The sequence below is a fragment of the Paraglaciecola sp. genome, from assembly GCF_039942875.1.
Taxonomy (GTDB): Bacteria; Pseudomonadota; Gammaproteobacteria; order Enterobacterales; family Alteromonadaceae; genus Paraglaciecola.
Genome location: NZ_JBDVBQ010000049.1, coordinates 95,276 through 111,892, shown reverse-complemented (window position 1 = coordinate 111,892; position 16,617 = coordinate 95,276). Strand labels below are relative to the sequence as shown.

At 39.7% G+C, this 16,617-nt stretch carries 16 protein-coding genes; 5 read left to right on the top strand and 11 right to left on the bottom strand.

The window, feature by feature from the left end; all coding sequences use genetic code 11:
* The first annotated feature begins 38 nt into the window (after positions 1-38).
* The gene (locus ABJE44_RS17345) at positions 39-2,135 is read left to right on the top strand and encodes a TonB-dependent receptor (protein ID WP_348112831.1); all 2,097 of its coding nucleotides are present in this window, start codon (positions 39-41) and stop codon (positions 2,133-2,135) included.
* On the opposite strand, the gene ABJE44_RS17340 is transcribed toward ABJE44_RS17345, so the two are convergent.
* From ABJE44_RS17340 to ABJE44_RS17325, 4 genes are all read right to left on the bottom strand, one after another.
* Positions 2,118-2,651: a PepSY-associated TM helix domain-containing protein gene (locus ABJE44_RS17340; protein WP_348112830.1), complete on the bottom strand. Its 534-nt coding sequence runs from the start codon at positions 2,649-2,651 to the stop codon at positions 2,118-2,120. The two genes, ABJE44_RS17345 and ABJE44_RS17340, sit on opposite strands and share 18 nt — an antisense overlap.
* Positions 2,652-2,954: 303 nt before the next feature.
* Positions 2,955-4,208 (bottom strand): DASH family cryptochrome, encoded by a 1,254-nt coding sequence (locus ABJE44_RS17335; protein ID WP_348112829.1) that lies wholly within the window; start codon positions 4,206-4,208, stop codon positions 2,955-2,957.
* Positions 4,209-4,565: 357 nt separating this feature from the next.
* On the bottom strand, positions 4,566-4,814 hold the full coding sequence (locus ABJE44_RS17330) for a DUF2960 family protein (protein ID WP_348112888.1): 249 nt from the start codon (positions 4,812-4,814) through the stop codon (positions 4,566-4,568).
* A gap of 350 nt (positions 4,815-5,164) precedes the next feature.
* On the bottom strand, positions 5,165-5,635 hold the full coding sequence (locus tag ABJE44_RS17325; protein ID WP_348112828.1) for a VOC family protein: 471 nt from the start codon (positions 5,633-5,635) through the stop codon (positions 5,165-5,167).
* A 394-nt stretch (positions 5,636-6,029) separates the two neighbouring features.
* Between ABJE44_RS17325 and ABJE44_RS17320 the strand changes: the two genes are divergently transcribed.
* Positions 6,030-6,491: an N-acetyltransferase gene (locus ABJE44_RS17320; RefSeq protein ID WP_348112827.1), complete on the top strand. Its 462-nt coding sequence runs from the start codon at positions 6,030-6,032 to the stop codon at positions 6,489-6,491.
* A gap of 143 nt (positions 6,492-6,634) precedes the next feature.
* Here the strand turns inward: ABJE44_RS17320 and ABJE44_RS17315 are convergent, their stop codons facing one another.
* Entirely contained in the window at positions 6,635-7,105 is a 471-nt protein-coding gene (locus ABJE44_RS17315; protein WP_348112826.1) for a YHS domain-containing (seleno)protein, read from the bottom strand.
* A gap of 412 nt (positions 7,106-7,517) precedes the next feature.
* Here ABJE44_RS17315 and ABJE44_RS17310 point away from each other — a divergent pair, with 412 nt between their 5' ends.
* A complete protein-coding gene (locus ABJE44_RS17310) occupies positions 7,518-8,261 on the top strand; it encodes a class II aldolase/adducin family protein (protein WP_348112825.1) in 744 nt (247 codons plus the stop codon).
* A 146-nt stretch (positions 8,262-8,407) separates the two neighbouring features.
* Here the strand turns inward: ABJE44_RS17310 and ABJE44_RS17305 are convergent, their stop codons facing one another.
* The 5 genes from ABJE44_RS17305 to ABJE44_RS17285 form a co-directional block, all read right to left on the bottom strand.
* Positions 8,408-9,898 carry a diguanylate cyclase gene (locus ABJE44_RS17305; protein ID WP_348112824.1) on the bottom strand — a complete coding sequence of 497 codons (1,491 nt, stop codon included), beginning with the start codon at positions 9,896-9,898 and terminating at the stop codon, positions 8,408-8,410.
* 198 nt (positions 9,899-10,096) lie between these two features.
* Positions 10,097-10,864, bottom strand: a complete 768-nt coding sequence (locus ABJE44_RS17300; RefSeq protein ID WP_348112823.1) for a polysaccharide deacetylase family protein — start codon at positions 10,862-10,864, stop codon at positions 10,097-10,099.
* Between the two features lie 187 nt (positions 10,865-11,051).
* A complete protein-coding gene (locus tag ABJE44_RS17295) occupies positions 11,052-11,636 on the bottom strand; it encodes a HupE/UreJ family protein (protein WP_348112822.1) in 585 nt (194 codons plus the stop codon).
* Between the two features lies 1 nt (position 11,637).
* On the bottom strand, positions 11,638-12,165 hold the full coding sequence (locus ABJE44_RS17290) for a DUF6702 family protein (protein ID WP_348112821.1): 528 nt from the start codon (positions 12,163-12,165) through the stop codon (positions 11,638-11,640).
* Positions 12,166-12,176: 11 nt separating this feature from the next.
* Positions 12,177-13,454 (bottom strand): dipeptidase, encoded by a 1,278-nt coding sequence (locus ABJE44_RS17285; protein WP_348112820.1) that lies wholly within the window; start codon positions 13,452-13,454, stop codon positions 12,177-12,179.
* A gap of 428 nt (positions 13,455-13,882) precedes the next feature.
* Between ABJE44_RS17285 and ABJE44_RS17280 the strand changes: the two genes are divergently transcribed.
* Entirely contained in the window at positions 13,883-14,041 is a 159-nt protein-coding gene (locus ABJE44_RS17280; protein WP_348112819.1) for a YqaE/Pmp3 family membrane protein, read from the top strand.
* A gap of 202 nt (positions 14,042-14,243) precedes the next feature.
* Here ABJE44_RS17280 and ABJE44_RS17275 read toward each other — a convergent pair whose 3' ends face one another.
* Positions 14,244-15,008, bottom strand: coding sequence for a hypothetical protein (locus tag ABJE44_RS17275; RefSeq protein WP_348112817.1), 765 nt, complete (start codon positions 15,006-15,008; stop codon positions 14,244-14,246).
* A 244-nt stretch (positions 15,009-15,252) separates the two neighbouring features.
* On the opposite strand from ABJE44_RS17275, the gene ABJE44_RS17270 reads away from it, so the two are divergent.
* The gene (locus ABJE44_RS17270; RefSeq protein WP_348112816.1) at positions 15,253-16,404 is read left to right on the top strand and encodes a hypothetical protein; all 1,152 of its coding nucleotides are present in this window, start codon (positions 15,253-15,255) and stop codon (positions 16,402-16,404) included.
* Positions 16,405-16,617: the final 213 nt, after the last annotated feature.

The window sequence follows — 16,617 nt, the reverse complement described above, 5'->3', positions numbered from 1 at the left end:
ACCCTTCCTTTTTAATTTTATTACCGTAGCAATACTTAATGAAAACCCAGTTGTATCCTTGTTGTGTTATACCCCGTGCTAAGTTATCGAGTGTTGAATCAGCAAAATTTAAGTTATTTTCAACCGTTTTATTTTTAACTGCCCCCGTTTTTTGTGCCGGGGCCGATGATATGAGCACTGACACTAAAAGTGCTGATGAGCTAGAGCGCTACACTGTCACCGCACAGCGCCCGTATTACAATCAAACCTTAAACAGTATTTTTCCTCAACTTAGCTACGATAAGTCAAACCTTGTGGGTAGCCCCCATATCAATGATATTTTGCTGCAAGCGCCCTCTGTTAACTTAAATGGGCAAGGTGGGCAAATTCAAAACATCAATATTCGTGGCTTTTCTCGCTGGCGAATTCAATCGCTTCTTGATGGCGTACCTATTGTTAGCGACCGCCGAGCAGGGGCCAGTGTTGGGTTTGTGCCTCCCTCGTTTATTCAAGGTGTTGCCGTAACTCCAGGTGCTGCGTCTACCTACTTAGGGTCGGGCGCTATGGGGGGCGCGGTAGATTTGTTACTTTCATACAATACACAAGCAAACCTTCAAGTAGGCTGGAGTAGTAACCAAGAGGCCCAAGATTATAGTTATGCCGATTACGCAGGGAATACCGATTGGAACCTTTCGTACCGTAAAGGCAATAATGGCTCTGACGCACAAGGTAATACCCTGTTTGATAAGTTCGAACAAACCGCGTTGTTTATCAGGCATCGACCAGAAAATGGGGTGCTGAAAGAAGCATGGACTTTATATTCAGACAACAGTGATATTGGTAAATCTAGCAGTGATTTTCCAGAAGATAGAGTGACTACCTACCCAGAAAATACTCATTGGCTAGGCAAAATGTCGTTTGCATTTTCTAATATATTTAGCAATGACCCATCTAGCACAGAACTGATTAGCAATCTTTGGTGGCATCAGTCCACATTGGACACTCATATCTTAAGGCCCGAAGACCGGATAAATGAAAGTGAAAGCGAGGCATTAGATTTCGGGTTTAATGTGGGCAGTGATGCACGTATTAATAACTGGCAAGTCAATTGGCAAGTTCAATTGATGGGACGGGCAGGGGTTATTATTGATGAAAGAGAGTTAACCTTAGTTTCCTCTGCTACTGAATTGCTTATAGACGAGTCTCCTGTAGGTGAGTCTTCAGACTTGACCGAGAGCTCCTTTATACCTGAATTGGCATACGAGCTTCGTACTTTGGATGCCAGTGAAACCACAGTTGCAGGTATTGCCGATGCATCGTGTACCTTTGGCGCTACTTCGTTAGCGTTTGGAGGCAGGCTTGATTGGCAGCAACAGTCTAACAATGCTGATGATGTCACTAGTACTAACGTAAGTGGCTTTATTGGGGCGAGCCATACGCTTTCGCCACAATGGGCGGCAAGTGTTTATTTGTCTAGCGCCTTTCGGAACCCGTCATTAACCGAACGTTATTTTTCAGGAGAAACCCCTAGGGGCACAGTGCTAGGTGATGTCCATCTAGACACAGAGCAGGCCACAAATTTACAGGCTTCTTTATCGTACAAGAGCAGTGGTTTAAAGGGCTCTGTGGAAGTATTTCATCAGAAAATAAATCACTACATTGAACGTACTAGGGTATCTGAAGATGTGGAAATTTATAGTAATTTAGACAGTGCGACGATTTCCGGAATTAGCTATCAGCTAGATTGGCAGCAATCACAAGCTGCAATTAAATCGCAAAACACCGTACCAGAAAAGGGCTATTGGTTTGCGCAATTAAATGGCGCATGGATTGATGGCGAAGATAATCATGGCAGTGCCATTGCTGATATTTCACCTAATAGTCAGCGATTAACACTAGGGTATGAGGTGAGTGAGTTACGGCTATTTTCAACGCTTGTTTATCGTGCCAGCAAGCGAGATATTGCAGATGGCGAAAGAGCACTCGATAATGTAACTACCTTAGATATTGGCGCGGCATGGCAATTCAACCCACGTACTTCAGTGCAAGCAAGTTGGCGTAATCTTACCAATCAACAATATTATGTGAGCGCCGATGATAAAGCAGCGTTTGCCCAAGGTGAAAGCGTACAGCTAGCATTAACCTTTTTGCTGTGAACGATAATAACGTTTTCGATATTTGCTATTTAAGGTAGTAAATAACATTACTAAGCCTGTTAGCCATAAAATGAAAAGCAAAATGGCAGCGGGCAAAAACAGCCATAGTTTTGCCCCTTCAAAAAACCAGCTGCCATCGTGAATAGCTTCAATGGTATCGGTACGCCGGTAAGCAACTTGCAGCACTTCGCCGTTGCTTGCATTCAGCTGTACTTCCCAGTGATTTTTTCCGCGAACTTTTATAATGCCTTTATTGGGGCGAACATCTAAACGGTCGATATCATCCCAACTATTCAGTTCAGCTTCGGGAACGTGTTGCACCGCTTCAATAATGCTATCGAAGCTAATAGAAGGCGCGCGACCGGCCGCTTTTTGGGTAGGAGGTTGTAGCCAATCAAACTCTTTTTTCACCTGCAGCAAAAGGCCACTGCCAATCACAACAACGACAGGAATAAAGATGGCTAATGAAAGCCACAAGTGAAAATTGCGGCTTGTTTTACGCAGGTTAATCGACATTCATTTACTACCTAAAAATGGACCTTCACTATACTGCATCTAATTTAGTGAGTAAAAAATGTGAGCTAACTTTAAGATTTTGAGCGACGAATAAAAGGGTTTTGGGACCAGAGGTGTGCTGCTCGGTATACTTATTTTACGAAATACAACCTTATATGTCACCTTGCGGGTCGCACTAAAGTGCGCTCTTATTTTGTCTGCGTTGCTGGGTGAGCTTTGAGTCTTGGGCAAATCAAAAGCATGGCTTCGCCAACTCAAGGAGATGCTTTGAAATTAGTTATTATGGATGTCTTCACTTTACATCTATAACCATTTTTTCCTGAAGGTGCCATTGGGATCATAAAGTTCGGTTTGTTTTTGCAAATTAAAGCGACGATCTTTTTTAGGATCTGCGCCCACCCCAGCCAAGTATTGCCAATTCCCCCAATTACTGGCCACATCATAGTCAATGAGCTGTTGTTCAAAATAGGCTGCCCCATAACGCCAGTCCAACGCCAACTCATGTATCAAACAACTGGCGACAAGTTGCCGTCCTCGGTTCGACATATACCCAGTCTGATTAAGCTGACGCATACATGCATCAACAATAGGGTAACCTGTTGTGCCTTCGCACCAGTGGGTAAACTTTGGTTGTTCAAAAGTGGTTTCGGGTTTTACTTGTTTCACGCCGTCAAAAGTAAACAGCCTGGATTGATGCAAGGTTAAATTCCAATGAAAATATTCACGCCACAGTAACTCGAAATATAACCAATAGGTTGACTCATTTGCCCCTCTTAAAAGCTCGTATTGTTTAATTTCCCTGTACACCGTTTTGGCCGATATGCAGCCGTTAGCTAGCCAGAACGATAATTTACTCGAGTTATACCAATCATCTAACTCATTTCGGGTTTGTTTGTAGTGTTTGATAGCGTCGCTCTCAAACAAATAACGTTGCAGTTGTTCTACCCCCGCAAATTCACCTCCTTGTACCGTGCTAACAGTGGTTGTCAACTTAGGCTCAGCAGGAGTAGACAACACACTTTCTGGTAAGTCAGCACAAGCACTCGTAGGGGCAGATATAGTTAGGTTTTCAACCTGCTTGCGAAACGGAGTAAAACTGGGAGATAAATCGGCAAGAGAAAAAGGTAATTGTTGAATATCAAATAAGCTATGTCCATTTTCTGAAATAAAGCTTACCTGAGGCAGTGCCTTTCTCAATGCCGCGCAGTCTTGTTGTTCGTAGACACCAGCATGACTTGCGACTCCAATATGCGTCACATTATGCTGAACAACTAGCTTAGTGATATTCGTGACACTGTCTGTTTTAATTATATGTAAGTGCTGGCCTCTACTACGCAATGCTTTATCTAGCAAAGCGACGCTTTGCCACTCAAAGTTTTTTCGATGAGCGCTTACCTCGCCTTCTAACAAGGAATCTTGTCTATCCGAGTATGAGTCAAATGCATACACGCATATTAGCCTATCGACTTTGGCACATAATAGATTTAAGGTCTGATTGTCTTCTAAGCGTAAGTCATGCCTAAACCAAAACAATCCTTTGGTACATTTTAAGTTCATATCTAGGTTATGTGCCAAATGCAGATTCAGATCACAAAATCTTGATATATAGTGTAAAACAAGAACAAAATTGGAATAACTCTGTATTAGGTTAGAAAATAGAAATTCTTTACGACGCTTTGTTTTTAGAGCTATAGGGCGGCACGCACATTAACTATAATTTATGGGTAGAGTAGAGATTAGATATAAAGGTCAGCGGTCTTGAACCAAAAATATGTATTTCGAGATCAGATTTCGACTAGCAATAGATATGCATTAGGCACGCCCTGTGCCAATCGGCTTTCTCGTCGATTTGTTGATGTCGATATAATCATTGCTTAAGCACGACGTTATTAAGCGAATGACCCAAAACGAACATCATTCTTGGCCATTTTTTAAGAAATATAATTCAGTAAACCCCATTTTTACAAATTCGGCATCTCTAAAATTTCTTACGGTAGCTTTGCCTTTACTGATTGAGGCAATTTGCTGCTCAGTTTGCAAAAAGTGGGTAAGGTCTACTCCTTCAGCATCGGCCACCGCTTCATGCATATTTTGATGGAGGCTGTAAGAAAAACTAATCTCTTTTGCCACACCTTTAAACTTATAACGTACTTTATGGGCCATTTTCTGCTCGGCTGGGTTCATCAACTGGGATAATTCGGTGGCCGTCATTATAAACTTAAATAGCAGCGTTTATTCAAAAAGTTTAACAAAAAGAGACATGTGGTGGTCGCAGGGGCACCCACAAGTTAGCCTTTTTGAACAGTGAGAGGCGAAAGGGGGATTTCATAAACGATGCCAAAGCGGTGAATTAAATTGCTTTGAATTAGTTAATCATACACCCCTAATGATTGGCACCTAATTTCAACATCCTTGTTGAGCGAGTCAAGCGACAGAATGTGGTTTCTCATTCATCAGCTTACACTTTGACGTCTTTATTCGAACAAGGTAATAATTGTTTGCTGAACAGTGTGTTAGTTTTTGGGGTTAAACGTAAACTCTAAACGATTGCCACTTGGCTCACGTATCATCATGTGTTTTGTTGGGCCTCCGTATGCTAGTTCAGGTGCAAACTCTATCACTACCCCTTCAACTTCTTTAAAGCGCTCATAAAGCTCATCCAATGCTTCGAAGCTTACAGCGGTTAGTGCTAAATGATGAAGGCCAACGTTATGTTTACGATTAAACTCGATGGTATTTTGACCTGCGGTGGTTTGCCATAAGGTTAAAAATATTTTTCCATCACTCACAAATTTTGCAGGATAAGAGGGGTCACCTCCTACTTCGTTCCAACCTAATGTATCTGTAAAAAAGTTTGTAGAGCTTTCTAAGTCTTTTACTGTTAAGCCTATGTGGTTGAAACCATCGGTAAGTATTTCATTTTTGGCTAATGCATTAAAACTAAGCAAACAAATAAACAGGCAGGAATATAACATTTTCGACATGGGTCACACACTTTCGTTAATTGAATTCACTTACCAGACCCGATTAAGTGTAAAAATCTTACTTAATTTTTAATTTGAGCGTGAGTCATTACTAAGGAGACAAAAATGCTCATGCTTTGTTGTTTTATAAAAAAGCCATCCCCTTACTGGTGAGTCATGGAAAATTTGTCGCGATTTTATTAACGCGACGCGCTAACCGACTTTGTCAAAGTTAGTCTATTTGAGTTGATTGCAATCATGTTAAGGTGATTCAATTTCGTTATGGCCTTTAAAAAGGTGGGCTGTTGGCTTGCAATCAATCTGCGCTGCGTAAAGAGATGTTTATTCAGTAACGCTTCCGTTGTGGCTTTTGGCTCTGCGGTGGGTGAGTGATTATTTTTATTAGGAGTGAAAGATGTACACAATTCGCCAGGCGACGCATGCAGATATTAACAGAATGGCAGACATTGAATCTGTTTGTTTTCCTGAGTCAGAGGCCGCGTCTTTGGAGTCATTTAAAAAACGTTTTTCGGTATTTCCTGAGTGTTTTTATGTACTTGAAGTTGAAGGCATTGTGGTAGGCCACATTAATGGCTGTGTTTACAGTGCGCCAGAGCTTCCTGATGCCTTATATTCTGATGTTAGCTTACATTGCCCAAATGGTGCTTACCAAACGGTTTTCGGGCTTGCGGTTGAGCCTCAGTATCAGAATCGAGGGTATGCGTCTGCGCTCACTAAGCATTTTATTGAAGTTAGTCGAGTAGGTAAGCGTGAAGGAATGGTACTTACTTGCAAAGATTATTTAGTTAAATTCTACGAGAGGCTAGGGTTTGTTAATGGTGGCGTATCTGCTTCGAGTCATGGAGGAGCTAGATAGAATGATATGGTACTAACGTTTTAAATGATGTACAAAAACGTGAATTGAGTAATGGGTGAGTAATAAATTACAGTTGGTTTTGTTATTGAGTGGATAGAAAAAGCTTGCCTCTATCCACTTCATTTAACTGGTTTATTAGCCCATTACTTGTCAGAAAACGTATTTATATTAGTCACTTCAGGGTAATACAAGTCAGCATCTTCAATTCTATACATCTTGTCTGCTAACCATTTTTTCTGAATTCTTTTACTGTAGTTTAAGTAAAGCTTACCGTCTGTTATATGCCATGCTTCAGGGTCGATACGCACAGTTGCTTCATTCGACATGCCATAAGCACACCAACCGCCATATTGTGCAGCATATTTTTCTGGGTTTTCATTAAACAAGGCTAGATTCTCTTCACTAGAAAACTGCCATGTTGCGTCATGCCAGACTGCTGTGATGTTTTTATTGCCTTTAACCGGTTTGCTTTCAGTAAAATATGCAACCGTGTCGTAACCATCAATGGCGATATTGTTAAAGCGGCCAGTGTTTACTGCGTCGTCTAATGCAAAAGCGGGTATTGTAAAAAACGTAATAACGATAACTGCTAAATATTTAAATAAATTTCTCATGGGCATCTCATTAGTGATTGAAGTTCTATATCGGTATTAACCGTTCTATTGACGAAAATATTTCAAATAATTAAGTATTTTTAATTTTTCAGCTTGAGCTTCAGTATTATCAATAGAAAAATTATTGGTTTTAATAATAGACCTGGTTAACTAATTAAGCGATTTGTACCTAGAAATCTTACCGACTAAATGCCCTTATACTTTGGACTTTGCGGATACTGTGATTCTTATTTCTCTGAATATAGTCGGGGCATCTAAGGAGACTTATTTGATTCTTGGTCTCTAAGAAACTGTCGGTAGAGCCTAAAACGGATCGATATCTTGAATCTGATAGTGTTTAGTGCTTTCTTTTATGCATTTTACACGACATCATTGCTGCAATTTTTTATTGAGGCCATTTGAGATTGAAGCTATGAGTAGTAAAAGTATACAAACTGAAACCGAATTACGCCGCGATTTAGCTGCCGCATATAGATTAGCAGCCATGCTGGGGTGGGAAGATACCTTATATACCCACTTTTCAGTTCGACTGCCTGGCGCTGGCACTCCTCGTTTTTTAATTAATCCATTTGGATTAATGTTTGATGAAATTTGTGCCAGTGATTTAGTGGTGGTTGATGCCGAGGGCAAAATATTAGAAGGCAATGCTGATTATAATCTAGCGGGCTTTACTATTCACAGTGCTGTGCATATGGCTCGCGACGATGCTCATTGTGTTATGCATACTCATACCACTGCAGGCATGGCTACGGCTGCCTGCGATGATGGGCTGTTGATGCTAAATCAAATTAGTACCGAGTTTTACGATCGCCTTGGTTATCATGATTATGAAGGGGTGGCTTGGAATTTAGAAGAGCGTAAGCGTATTCAACAATCGCTGGGCGATAACATAGGTTTAGTGTTGCGCAGTCATGGCTTGCTAACGGTAGGTGAAAGTGTCGCTGATGCTTTTCAAATTATGTATTACCTAAATCGAGCTTGTGAAATTCAACTAGCGGCGGCTCAAATGGGGAGCCTGTCAAAAATGAATACCATCTCTAACGAATTGTCTCAGTATGTTAGTTCTCAGTTTAAAAAAGTGGAGCATGAACGCCAAATAGTGTGGCAGGCTTGGCTTAGAAAGCTAGAGAGGTTAGATCCTAGTTATAAAAATTAGATGAGAGTGAACCCTTGTGTCACTGACTTCAAAAGGTTGGCCGGGATTAAACTGGCCGCCTAGCCATGATGTGCTTTAGCTGAAAGTAGCAACTCAATTAGCAGTACTTTGACAACTAAAGATAGTAGGGTGAACATGTTGTCGACCTAAGCAGAATGGTCGGTGTAATCAGCACTTACAAAGGTGTTTCGGCCCTGTTCTTTCGCTGCATACAAGGCGGTATCTGCAAGCTGATATAAACGCATGGCATCAATATTATCTTTATGTGTTTTAGTGCAAGCGCCCATACTTACGGTTAGATAAGGTTCAATGGGTGAGGCTTGATGGGGAATATTAAGTTCAGCGATTGAGGCTTGTATTTTTTGCATAATACCAAGTGCCGCTACGGCATCTGTATCCGGTAAGATACAAAAGAATTCTTCTCCGCCCATTCTTGCTACGATATCGTGAGTTCGTAGTAAATTTTGATTGATAGCATTTGCCACAGATATCAAACATTCATCACCCATTAAATGGCCGTACTCGTCATTGAACAGCTTAAAATAATCAATATCAATTGCGATGAGCGTTAAAGGTGTGCCTTCTGAATTAGATGTTGCCAGTGCATTTTTTATGGCGTCGTCGTATTTACGGCGGTTGGCGACTTGGGTAAGAGGATCAATTTTAGTGAGGTTATCTAATTGCTTATTTAACTGAGCAATCATTTGGTTTTTACTTTCTTTTTCTGTGTTCATTGTTCCTATAATAAGTGCCGTACTACATGCGGTAAAAATATAAATTTGCATGTAAAAAATTGCATAACTCAAGTCATTAAACATAAAAATGAAGGGACCGAGCTTTGCTGTGCTGTAAAAGCCACAAGTTAAAAAAACAACGGTTATCCAAACCGAGGTGATGTAATGATTGAATCGCAACGCCACCCACATAGCCACGGGAAACAGTAAAAAAATTAAACTTACAGTAAATTTGTTGTAGTGCTCTCTACCAAATACTTCGACGAGGATCAGCACAGTAGCTGCGCACATCACTACAAGTTCGATGACTTTGTGTTTGTTTACATGCACAGAGAATGTTTTGTGCTTGATAGAGTTAAAAATATGGAAAGCTGTAAGAGTTGACGCAAATATGCTTACCGTATTGCCTACAAACCAAATCAGTGAGTGGCTGAGAACTGGCACTAAACCTGAAATAACCCACAGTGCAGTGACGCCTATGACGACATTAAACAAAGCGCTAAGCATGCATAGCACGGTTAGAAATAGAATATTTTGACGTAAATTAATGAAGGTAATGGGTTCTTTGCATAGCTGTTTAAAAATGGTGGCAGCTAAGGTGACACTGAATACATTGGCTAATAGAAATGCAGTTTGAGCGATTTCAAAATTGCCAAAATGGGTATATACCCCCATAAAATAAGCGAGCGTAATACCCAGAGCTAAGTGCGGCCAGCGCTTTGGGGAGCAGACTAAAAATAATGCGCTTGCAATACCATTTCCTAGCCAAAGTATGGCTATATTTCCCACCATGAAAAAAGCAGCGCTTAGATAGATCATGGCCATATAACTCACTACCATAATGGCAAATACCATAATATTTGATGGCGAAAAGAATGACTTACTTCGAACGATTATTTCCATTAATTAGCTCTATAATAAATTGTAAATAGCAATATGTGTTCTAGGTCATGCCAAGTGTAATAGGATGTATATCCTTAAAAGACAACTAGACCAACTAGTTAACTTTTGATTATGTTATGCACATACTAATAGGAATTTCGCGCTGCGTCACTGTATGTTTTTTAAATGGTATTCTTTACGTTTTTAGGCGGGGTTTCATCAATTTTTGGGCATGGCCAACATTATATTACGATAGGTATCTACCCAATATTTATCTTTGTTAGCTTGTAAATAATCTAATAGCTTACTGTGCTCGGCTGTGGTGATGGCTAAGTGATCGCCGCCTATACCGTGGAATAACACGTTGATTAGCTTTATATTTTTTGGCTGCTTTTCTATGTACGTAATGATTTGTTGGGCGCTGATGTTATTCGGTGCAATGAGCCGTGCAAAGTTTGGATCTTCGCTGCCTTTAATTCCAATAAATTGATCCTTTACTGCCTCTATATAATCTCCATCTTTAGCTGATTTATCACCGCATGGTGGGGTCAATGTGCGTATAGATTGACCGTCAACGGCCATTAAAAGTGTGTTGGCTACGGTGATTTCATCGACCATAGAAAGTACCCGTCTATCGTCTAAATTATTATGCGATGGTACCCAGTTTCGGTTGGGTTTAGACTTTTTACATGCATGAAATAAGGTATGGTTTCCTAACTCGTGGCCAGTTTTAGCAAGTTGAGCCCATTCACTCAGACGGTTTTTAAATGTTTCAGATAGCGGTACAACGTAAAACGAAGCTTTGAAATTGTGTTTATTTAATGCGGGTAAGGCGTTGTCTAGTTGGCTGGGTAGGGCGTCATCATAAGAAATACTAATCGCCACCTTATCGTTGTTTGGCCATGATTTTTCGGCTTTTACGTGGTTCGACAAGCTTGTAAATATTAGTAGTACAGCAAGCAAAGTAGAGTAAGAAAAAATTTGCATGATTATGTCTTTTCCAATGGTGTGGGTGACGGTTGTTTTTCTTTGCTTGGTGAGGTTAGCATAATAGGCGAGGGGTCTCTGCGTTTTTCATTCGCTAGATAAGTGAGTATGCTATTCGATTGCTTATTCTCCCCCTACTATTCATATTGCAGTCGTGATGACTTTTTCTAGATTAATCGAAACAGCCTTACCAAAATTTGGTTTCGAACATTAGGTATATGGCAAGGCCAGCTGCAGCTCCAGATATAAATACATTCCAGTCTCGATATTTGACTTTAATAATATTCAAAAACACATAAGCAAGGCCAATTATTACTGCCACAATCATCAGTTGGCCAAGTTCTAAACCAATATTAAAACCTAACAGAGGCATTAGGATAGCGTTATCGCCCATGAGTAAAGCTTTAAAGAAGTTGGAAAAGCCCATACCATGGATAAAGCCAAAAAATAACGCCACTATATAGTTATTTGTCATTCTTGAGCTTGTATCACCAGAAGAATGGCTCATCACGTTATGCAAAGCTGTGATTAAAATAGTCGTTGGGATCAAAAACTCGATTATCTCTGAAGGTATGTTAATAGTACCTATGGAAGATAAACCTAAAGTAATACTGTGCCCCACAGTAAAGGCGGTAACCAGTATCAATAGGCTTTTAAATTGTTCAATTCTATAAATAGCGCACAGGGCGACAAGAAATAAAATGTGGTCAAACCCTGCGAAATCCGAAATATGTTCGAAGCCTAATTTTATATACAGGTCAAATGATCCCATTTTAGAACTCCAAGTGATGAGTAGGTGTGTCTTTGTTGAGCATAAAGCTGTCTGAATCTCCATCTATGTGTAAGTAGACTATGTTACTTTGATCAAAAAATAGATCTGTGAAGACGGTATTTTTTACTTCAAGTGATGTTAAAGCTTGCAGATTTCTAAACTCAAAAACAAGGCCAAGTGCAGTGTTGATCCCTTCTCCATGTCGCTTTTTACTTTCTATGTTTAAAGGCTGAATTTGTCCGTTTACTTTGATGTAAAAATATTGATTGAGGTATTGCAACAACAAGACTTCTGCATTCTCTGACTCAGTAGGTAGACCTAGGTTTAACTCTGTACTTTCTGGGTCAAAAACTATTGCCTCGTTCACATCCATTACAAACAACCTGAGGCTAAGTGATAACAACTTCTTTTCTGAAGAATACTCAATTTGGCTCAGAGAAAGTCTAAGAGGATGGGCCGCTGAATGTTGATGTGTTAACAGCAAAATCAGCGGGAAAACACATCTAATACAAAAAGATTTCACCCACATAGTGTTATAAATTATACGCTGGCTGCTTGTATTTCTGTGGCGATGTCCTGTACCTCTCGGAATACACGCATTAAATTACCACTCCAAATTTTTTCAATTTGTTCTTCGGTATATCCACGTTTCACCAACTCGATTGTTATGTTCATAACTTCACTGGCATCAAAAATTCCCTCGATACCACCGCCGCCATCAAAGTCACATCCTATCCCCACGTGATTAATACCCGCCACTTTGACTATGTGATCAATATGGTCAACTACATGTTGAACGGTTGCTGGCGCTGCAGGAAACTTTTTTGCTAGCTCTGCGTAGGCCGCTCTTGCAGCTTTGCGTTCTTCGTCAGTCATTTCACTGGTGGGTTTTAGATTTGCCCTGAACTCTTTTATTGCTGCAGTGCGCTCTGGGTTTTCTGGTGCTTTTCGAAGGTAATCAGCAAGCATAGTGAGTTGTACTACGCCCCCATTTTTGGCCATGAGTTTTAGCATGGCGTCTGACATATTACGGTCGTGCTCGGTTACTGCTCGCGCATTCGAATGGCTCGCAATAATAGGGGCTTTTGACACGGCAATAGCGTCATAGAATACTTCTTCGCTGCCATGAGAAACATCAACCATAATCCCAAGGCGATTCATCTCTGCTACTACCTTTTCACCAAATTTACTTATACCTTGGTGCTCAGGGCCTTTTGAATCGGTTGCAGAGTCTGCTAAATCGTTATTAGTTGAATGTACTAAAGTGATGTAACGAACGCCTTTATCGTAATATAACTCAATATTAGAAATGTCATTGCCGATGGGGTAGCCATTTTCTATAGCAAGGAAAATCGCTCGCTTACCTTCATCTTCTAACTTGTAAGCATCTTCTGGGGTAAGTGCTAGGCCAACAATATCTGAGTTTTTCTCGGTTGACTCAATGACGGCATCGAGCATTTGAAGACCCAGTTTTTTAGCGCGACTATTACCTTCATCATCACGGATGTCTTGAGCGACAAATGCCGCGAAGAAAATGGCATCTAGCCCTCCTTCCTTCATTCTTGGATAATCGACTTTTGAACCTGTTTCTTTAGGGTCATGTCGCTGTGACATATCAAACCCAGGCTCGATCATTCTTAAAGGGGTATCAGCATGAGAATCAAATGTTAATACCCTGTCGTGTATCTCTAATGCTCGGGTAATAAGTGCCTCTTCTGTCTCTTCAGCTGCAACCTGTGTTTCAGGCTCAGATTCAGAAGAGCAGGCAGTAATCAATAAAACAAAAACAATTGGTAAAAGGTTTAATTTGTTATTCATATTAGTTAACCATTCAATTTAGACTGATAAAAAGGCGCATAAAACTTTACCGAAACCCCTTAGGGCATCTAGGTTAAATTTAAAAGCGTAATAACTCTTCATTTAATGTCGGGCATTGCCCACAGAAAGTGATGGGGAGAATCAAAGACAGTCAATGTCTTAATTGTTATATTGTAACAATTACGTACTTAACGCAAGTACGCTAAGTTATTAATATCTATTTAGATTTAAGCTCAAACAAAATGCCACTGGTTATGAAAAAGAATTTGGCAACACTGTACTTAGCACAACATTGTTTTTTGCAGAGTAATTTCTTAGTTAGTTTTAAATCGGCTAGGGTAAATCTCAAACATCGGTATGGCATTTGCTCTTGATGCTATGTGTTGCGTAAAAACACGTTTCTTTCTCAAACATTTAGGAGCTCAATAATGGATTTAATTAGGATTATTTTTTCAATTTTACTTCCTCCAGTAGGCGTATTTTTACAAGTGGGCCTAGGCGGAGCCTTTTGGTTAAACATACTTCTGATTATTTTAGGGGATATTCCAGGAATTATTCACGCAGTATGGATTATAGCTAAACGCTAAATAATCGGACAAACGAGACGCCCGTAAAAAGTATACGAACTATGTAAACTTTTCACGGGCGTTTTTTTTGGGCACTTTTCCAAATATTAGTTGTACTCATTTAGCTTATTTATTTTGTTTACGGTAACCCTTAATTATGGAATCAACTATGAGGGTGATCCTAAAAATAGGGTGTTATGTTAATGCTCCCTAGGATCAATTTTTACTTGTATTTAAATTCAAGATTATTATTTTTTAATGACTCCTTCGCTAAATCGGAGTGTATTGCTGCGATTTGAGTTAAGCAAGCCGCCAATTTTGATTGTTCATGTTGAGATATAGGCCAGCCCGAGGAGCATCCAATAGAAGTATATTTTTGAGAAGCTTCTATGGATGGTGCTCTCAGAATTTTAAGAGCTTCTCCATACTCTACAATTGAAACTCTTTTATTTGAGATATTGTACCCTTTAGAACTGAATCGTGGAGAGGTATTAAAAACATATGCATCAACATTATTTCTTTTTAGTGACACCTCCAAAGCGATGGCCCCACCTAGTGAGTGACCTGTAACAATAAAGTTAGTGTCATCAGAATATTTTTCTCTAAGTTTATCAAATAGATTCAGTCCTGATTTGTTTTGTGATGCGAGGATATTACCATACCACCAGTCTTTCATATTTTCAGTACCTCGAAATGAAATTATTAGCGTATTTGTATTCTTATTTTCATAAATTGAATACGCAAAACCTATTGGGTCATTGTCTTTAAACTCGATCAACGAGTATTGATTCGGTAATGTGAATAAAGGCGTTGGTTCATATGTGTTAGCTGCTATTTGAGCAAAAATAAATGAAGATTGTGCAGTTTCTCTAATTTCTTTACACCACCCTGATGGGTGTTCACAATCAGTAAGGCTATGTTTTGTTGACACTGTTGAACCACAAGAAGTCATTACAGCTAAAAAGAATACTACTAATAAATACTTCATTTCTTGTCCTTATTAATTTTCTGAGGAGTTAGCAAATCAGTTACTTGTTTTACTAGTGGTTGTTATTCTAGTTATCTCTCATGGCAAAATGTTACTTAAAATGATTGGGAGCTAAAAATTAAGTAATTAGCATAGGTGTCACGCCAAATTTATTATTATCAGCTTTTCAAAAATCCTTTCACTTTATGAGAGGTATTAGATTTACGTATCACCAACTAAGTTAAACCTTAATTGGAGAGTCAAAATGAAAGCATTAACCTTAATCGCACCTGTTTTTTTAAGTCTTTGTGTCACCTCATTTATTAGTACTGCTGATACTTCGGAGGCTAATAATATCATTGTCGATTGTGAGAATAATGAACAAAAAACGTGCTTGAGTACTGAGCTTAAAACCATAATTCCGGCTATTGAGTTGTGTTCACAAGAGCAAACAAAAAACTATGATTTTATAGATCTTGATCTATTTGCTGTTAAGAAGTTTCCATCAGATCCTCCTACAGATATCACAAAACAGTCTAGAGCTGATTGGATAAGCGCTGTATTAAAGCTATGTAAAGACAAACCCACTCCAGAAGAAATAGAAAAGAACAATGCAGTTTTTACCGAGTCATCTAGTTGGACTAATCAATTTATGGTGGGGTACGCCATTGCTTCGGCCTATGAAGATGATGGCACACATAAAGGGCTGACTGAGCAATCTCCTTTAGCTCAATTTAGTTTTGATGGGCGATGGCTTGTTGGTAAGAAAGCGCCTATTCATTGGGAGATAGGTGGGTTTTTGGCTAGTAGCCCTTCGTTTATTGATGCAGAGGATAGCTCATCAAAATTAGATGTTGATCCTGAACCAGGTGCAGAGGAGGAAGTAGAGGTTGATACCGATGACGATACCGCCACCGATGAGGATGTGACTAGTGTAACTAAACCTACATTCAATGATGTTGTAGGTTCTTTAGATGTATACACCAAGCTTACTACGAGCTTTTGGAATGATGATTCTGGTGTGTTGAAAGATTATTTTGCAGTCGGGGGCATTGCTGGCTTTAAAACACGAGATAAAGTGGCTGATGATTTAGATGCGGTGGTTTATTACTACGGACCGATTCTTGAGTATCGTTATTACGGTAAAGACATGCGTACTAACAAAAACTCAATACCAAGAGGCAAAGTGTGGGCTGGTTATCTAAGGTTTGAAGAATATGGTGGATTAGAAGATCAAGACCGTTTGTTATTAGTTGGTGAATGGCAACTTAACGACAATGAAGAAGCTGAGCCTGATGAAGGACGCTTTGTTGTCGGACTAAAAGCAAATTTAGGTGAAGGAGCTGACGATGTTGGGATTTATTTCGCATATCGCTCTGGTTTTGACAGTATTCAGTCATTTTTGACTGGGAAATAGAGTGTTTCAGAGCGTGGTAAAATTATTGCTCTTGCAGCAAGTGTTCTCGCTCTCGTCTGGATTGCGCAGAGGCTCAGAGAGCTGTGACATCTAAATTAACTCCTTTATAAGTTACGGAAAACATTGGTTTTGGGTATGGCTCTCTTGGCGGGGGATAGTTTTTCTTACGTAATTTTTTATTGGGTAAAAGGTAACCTAAAACATCGATATGGC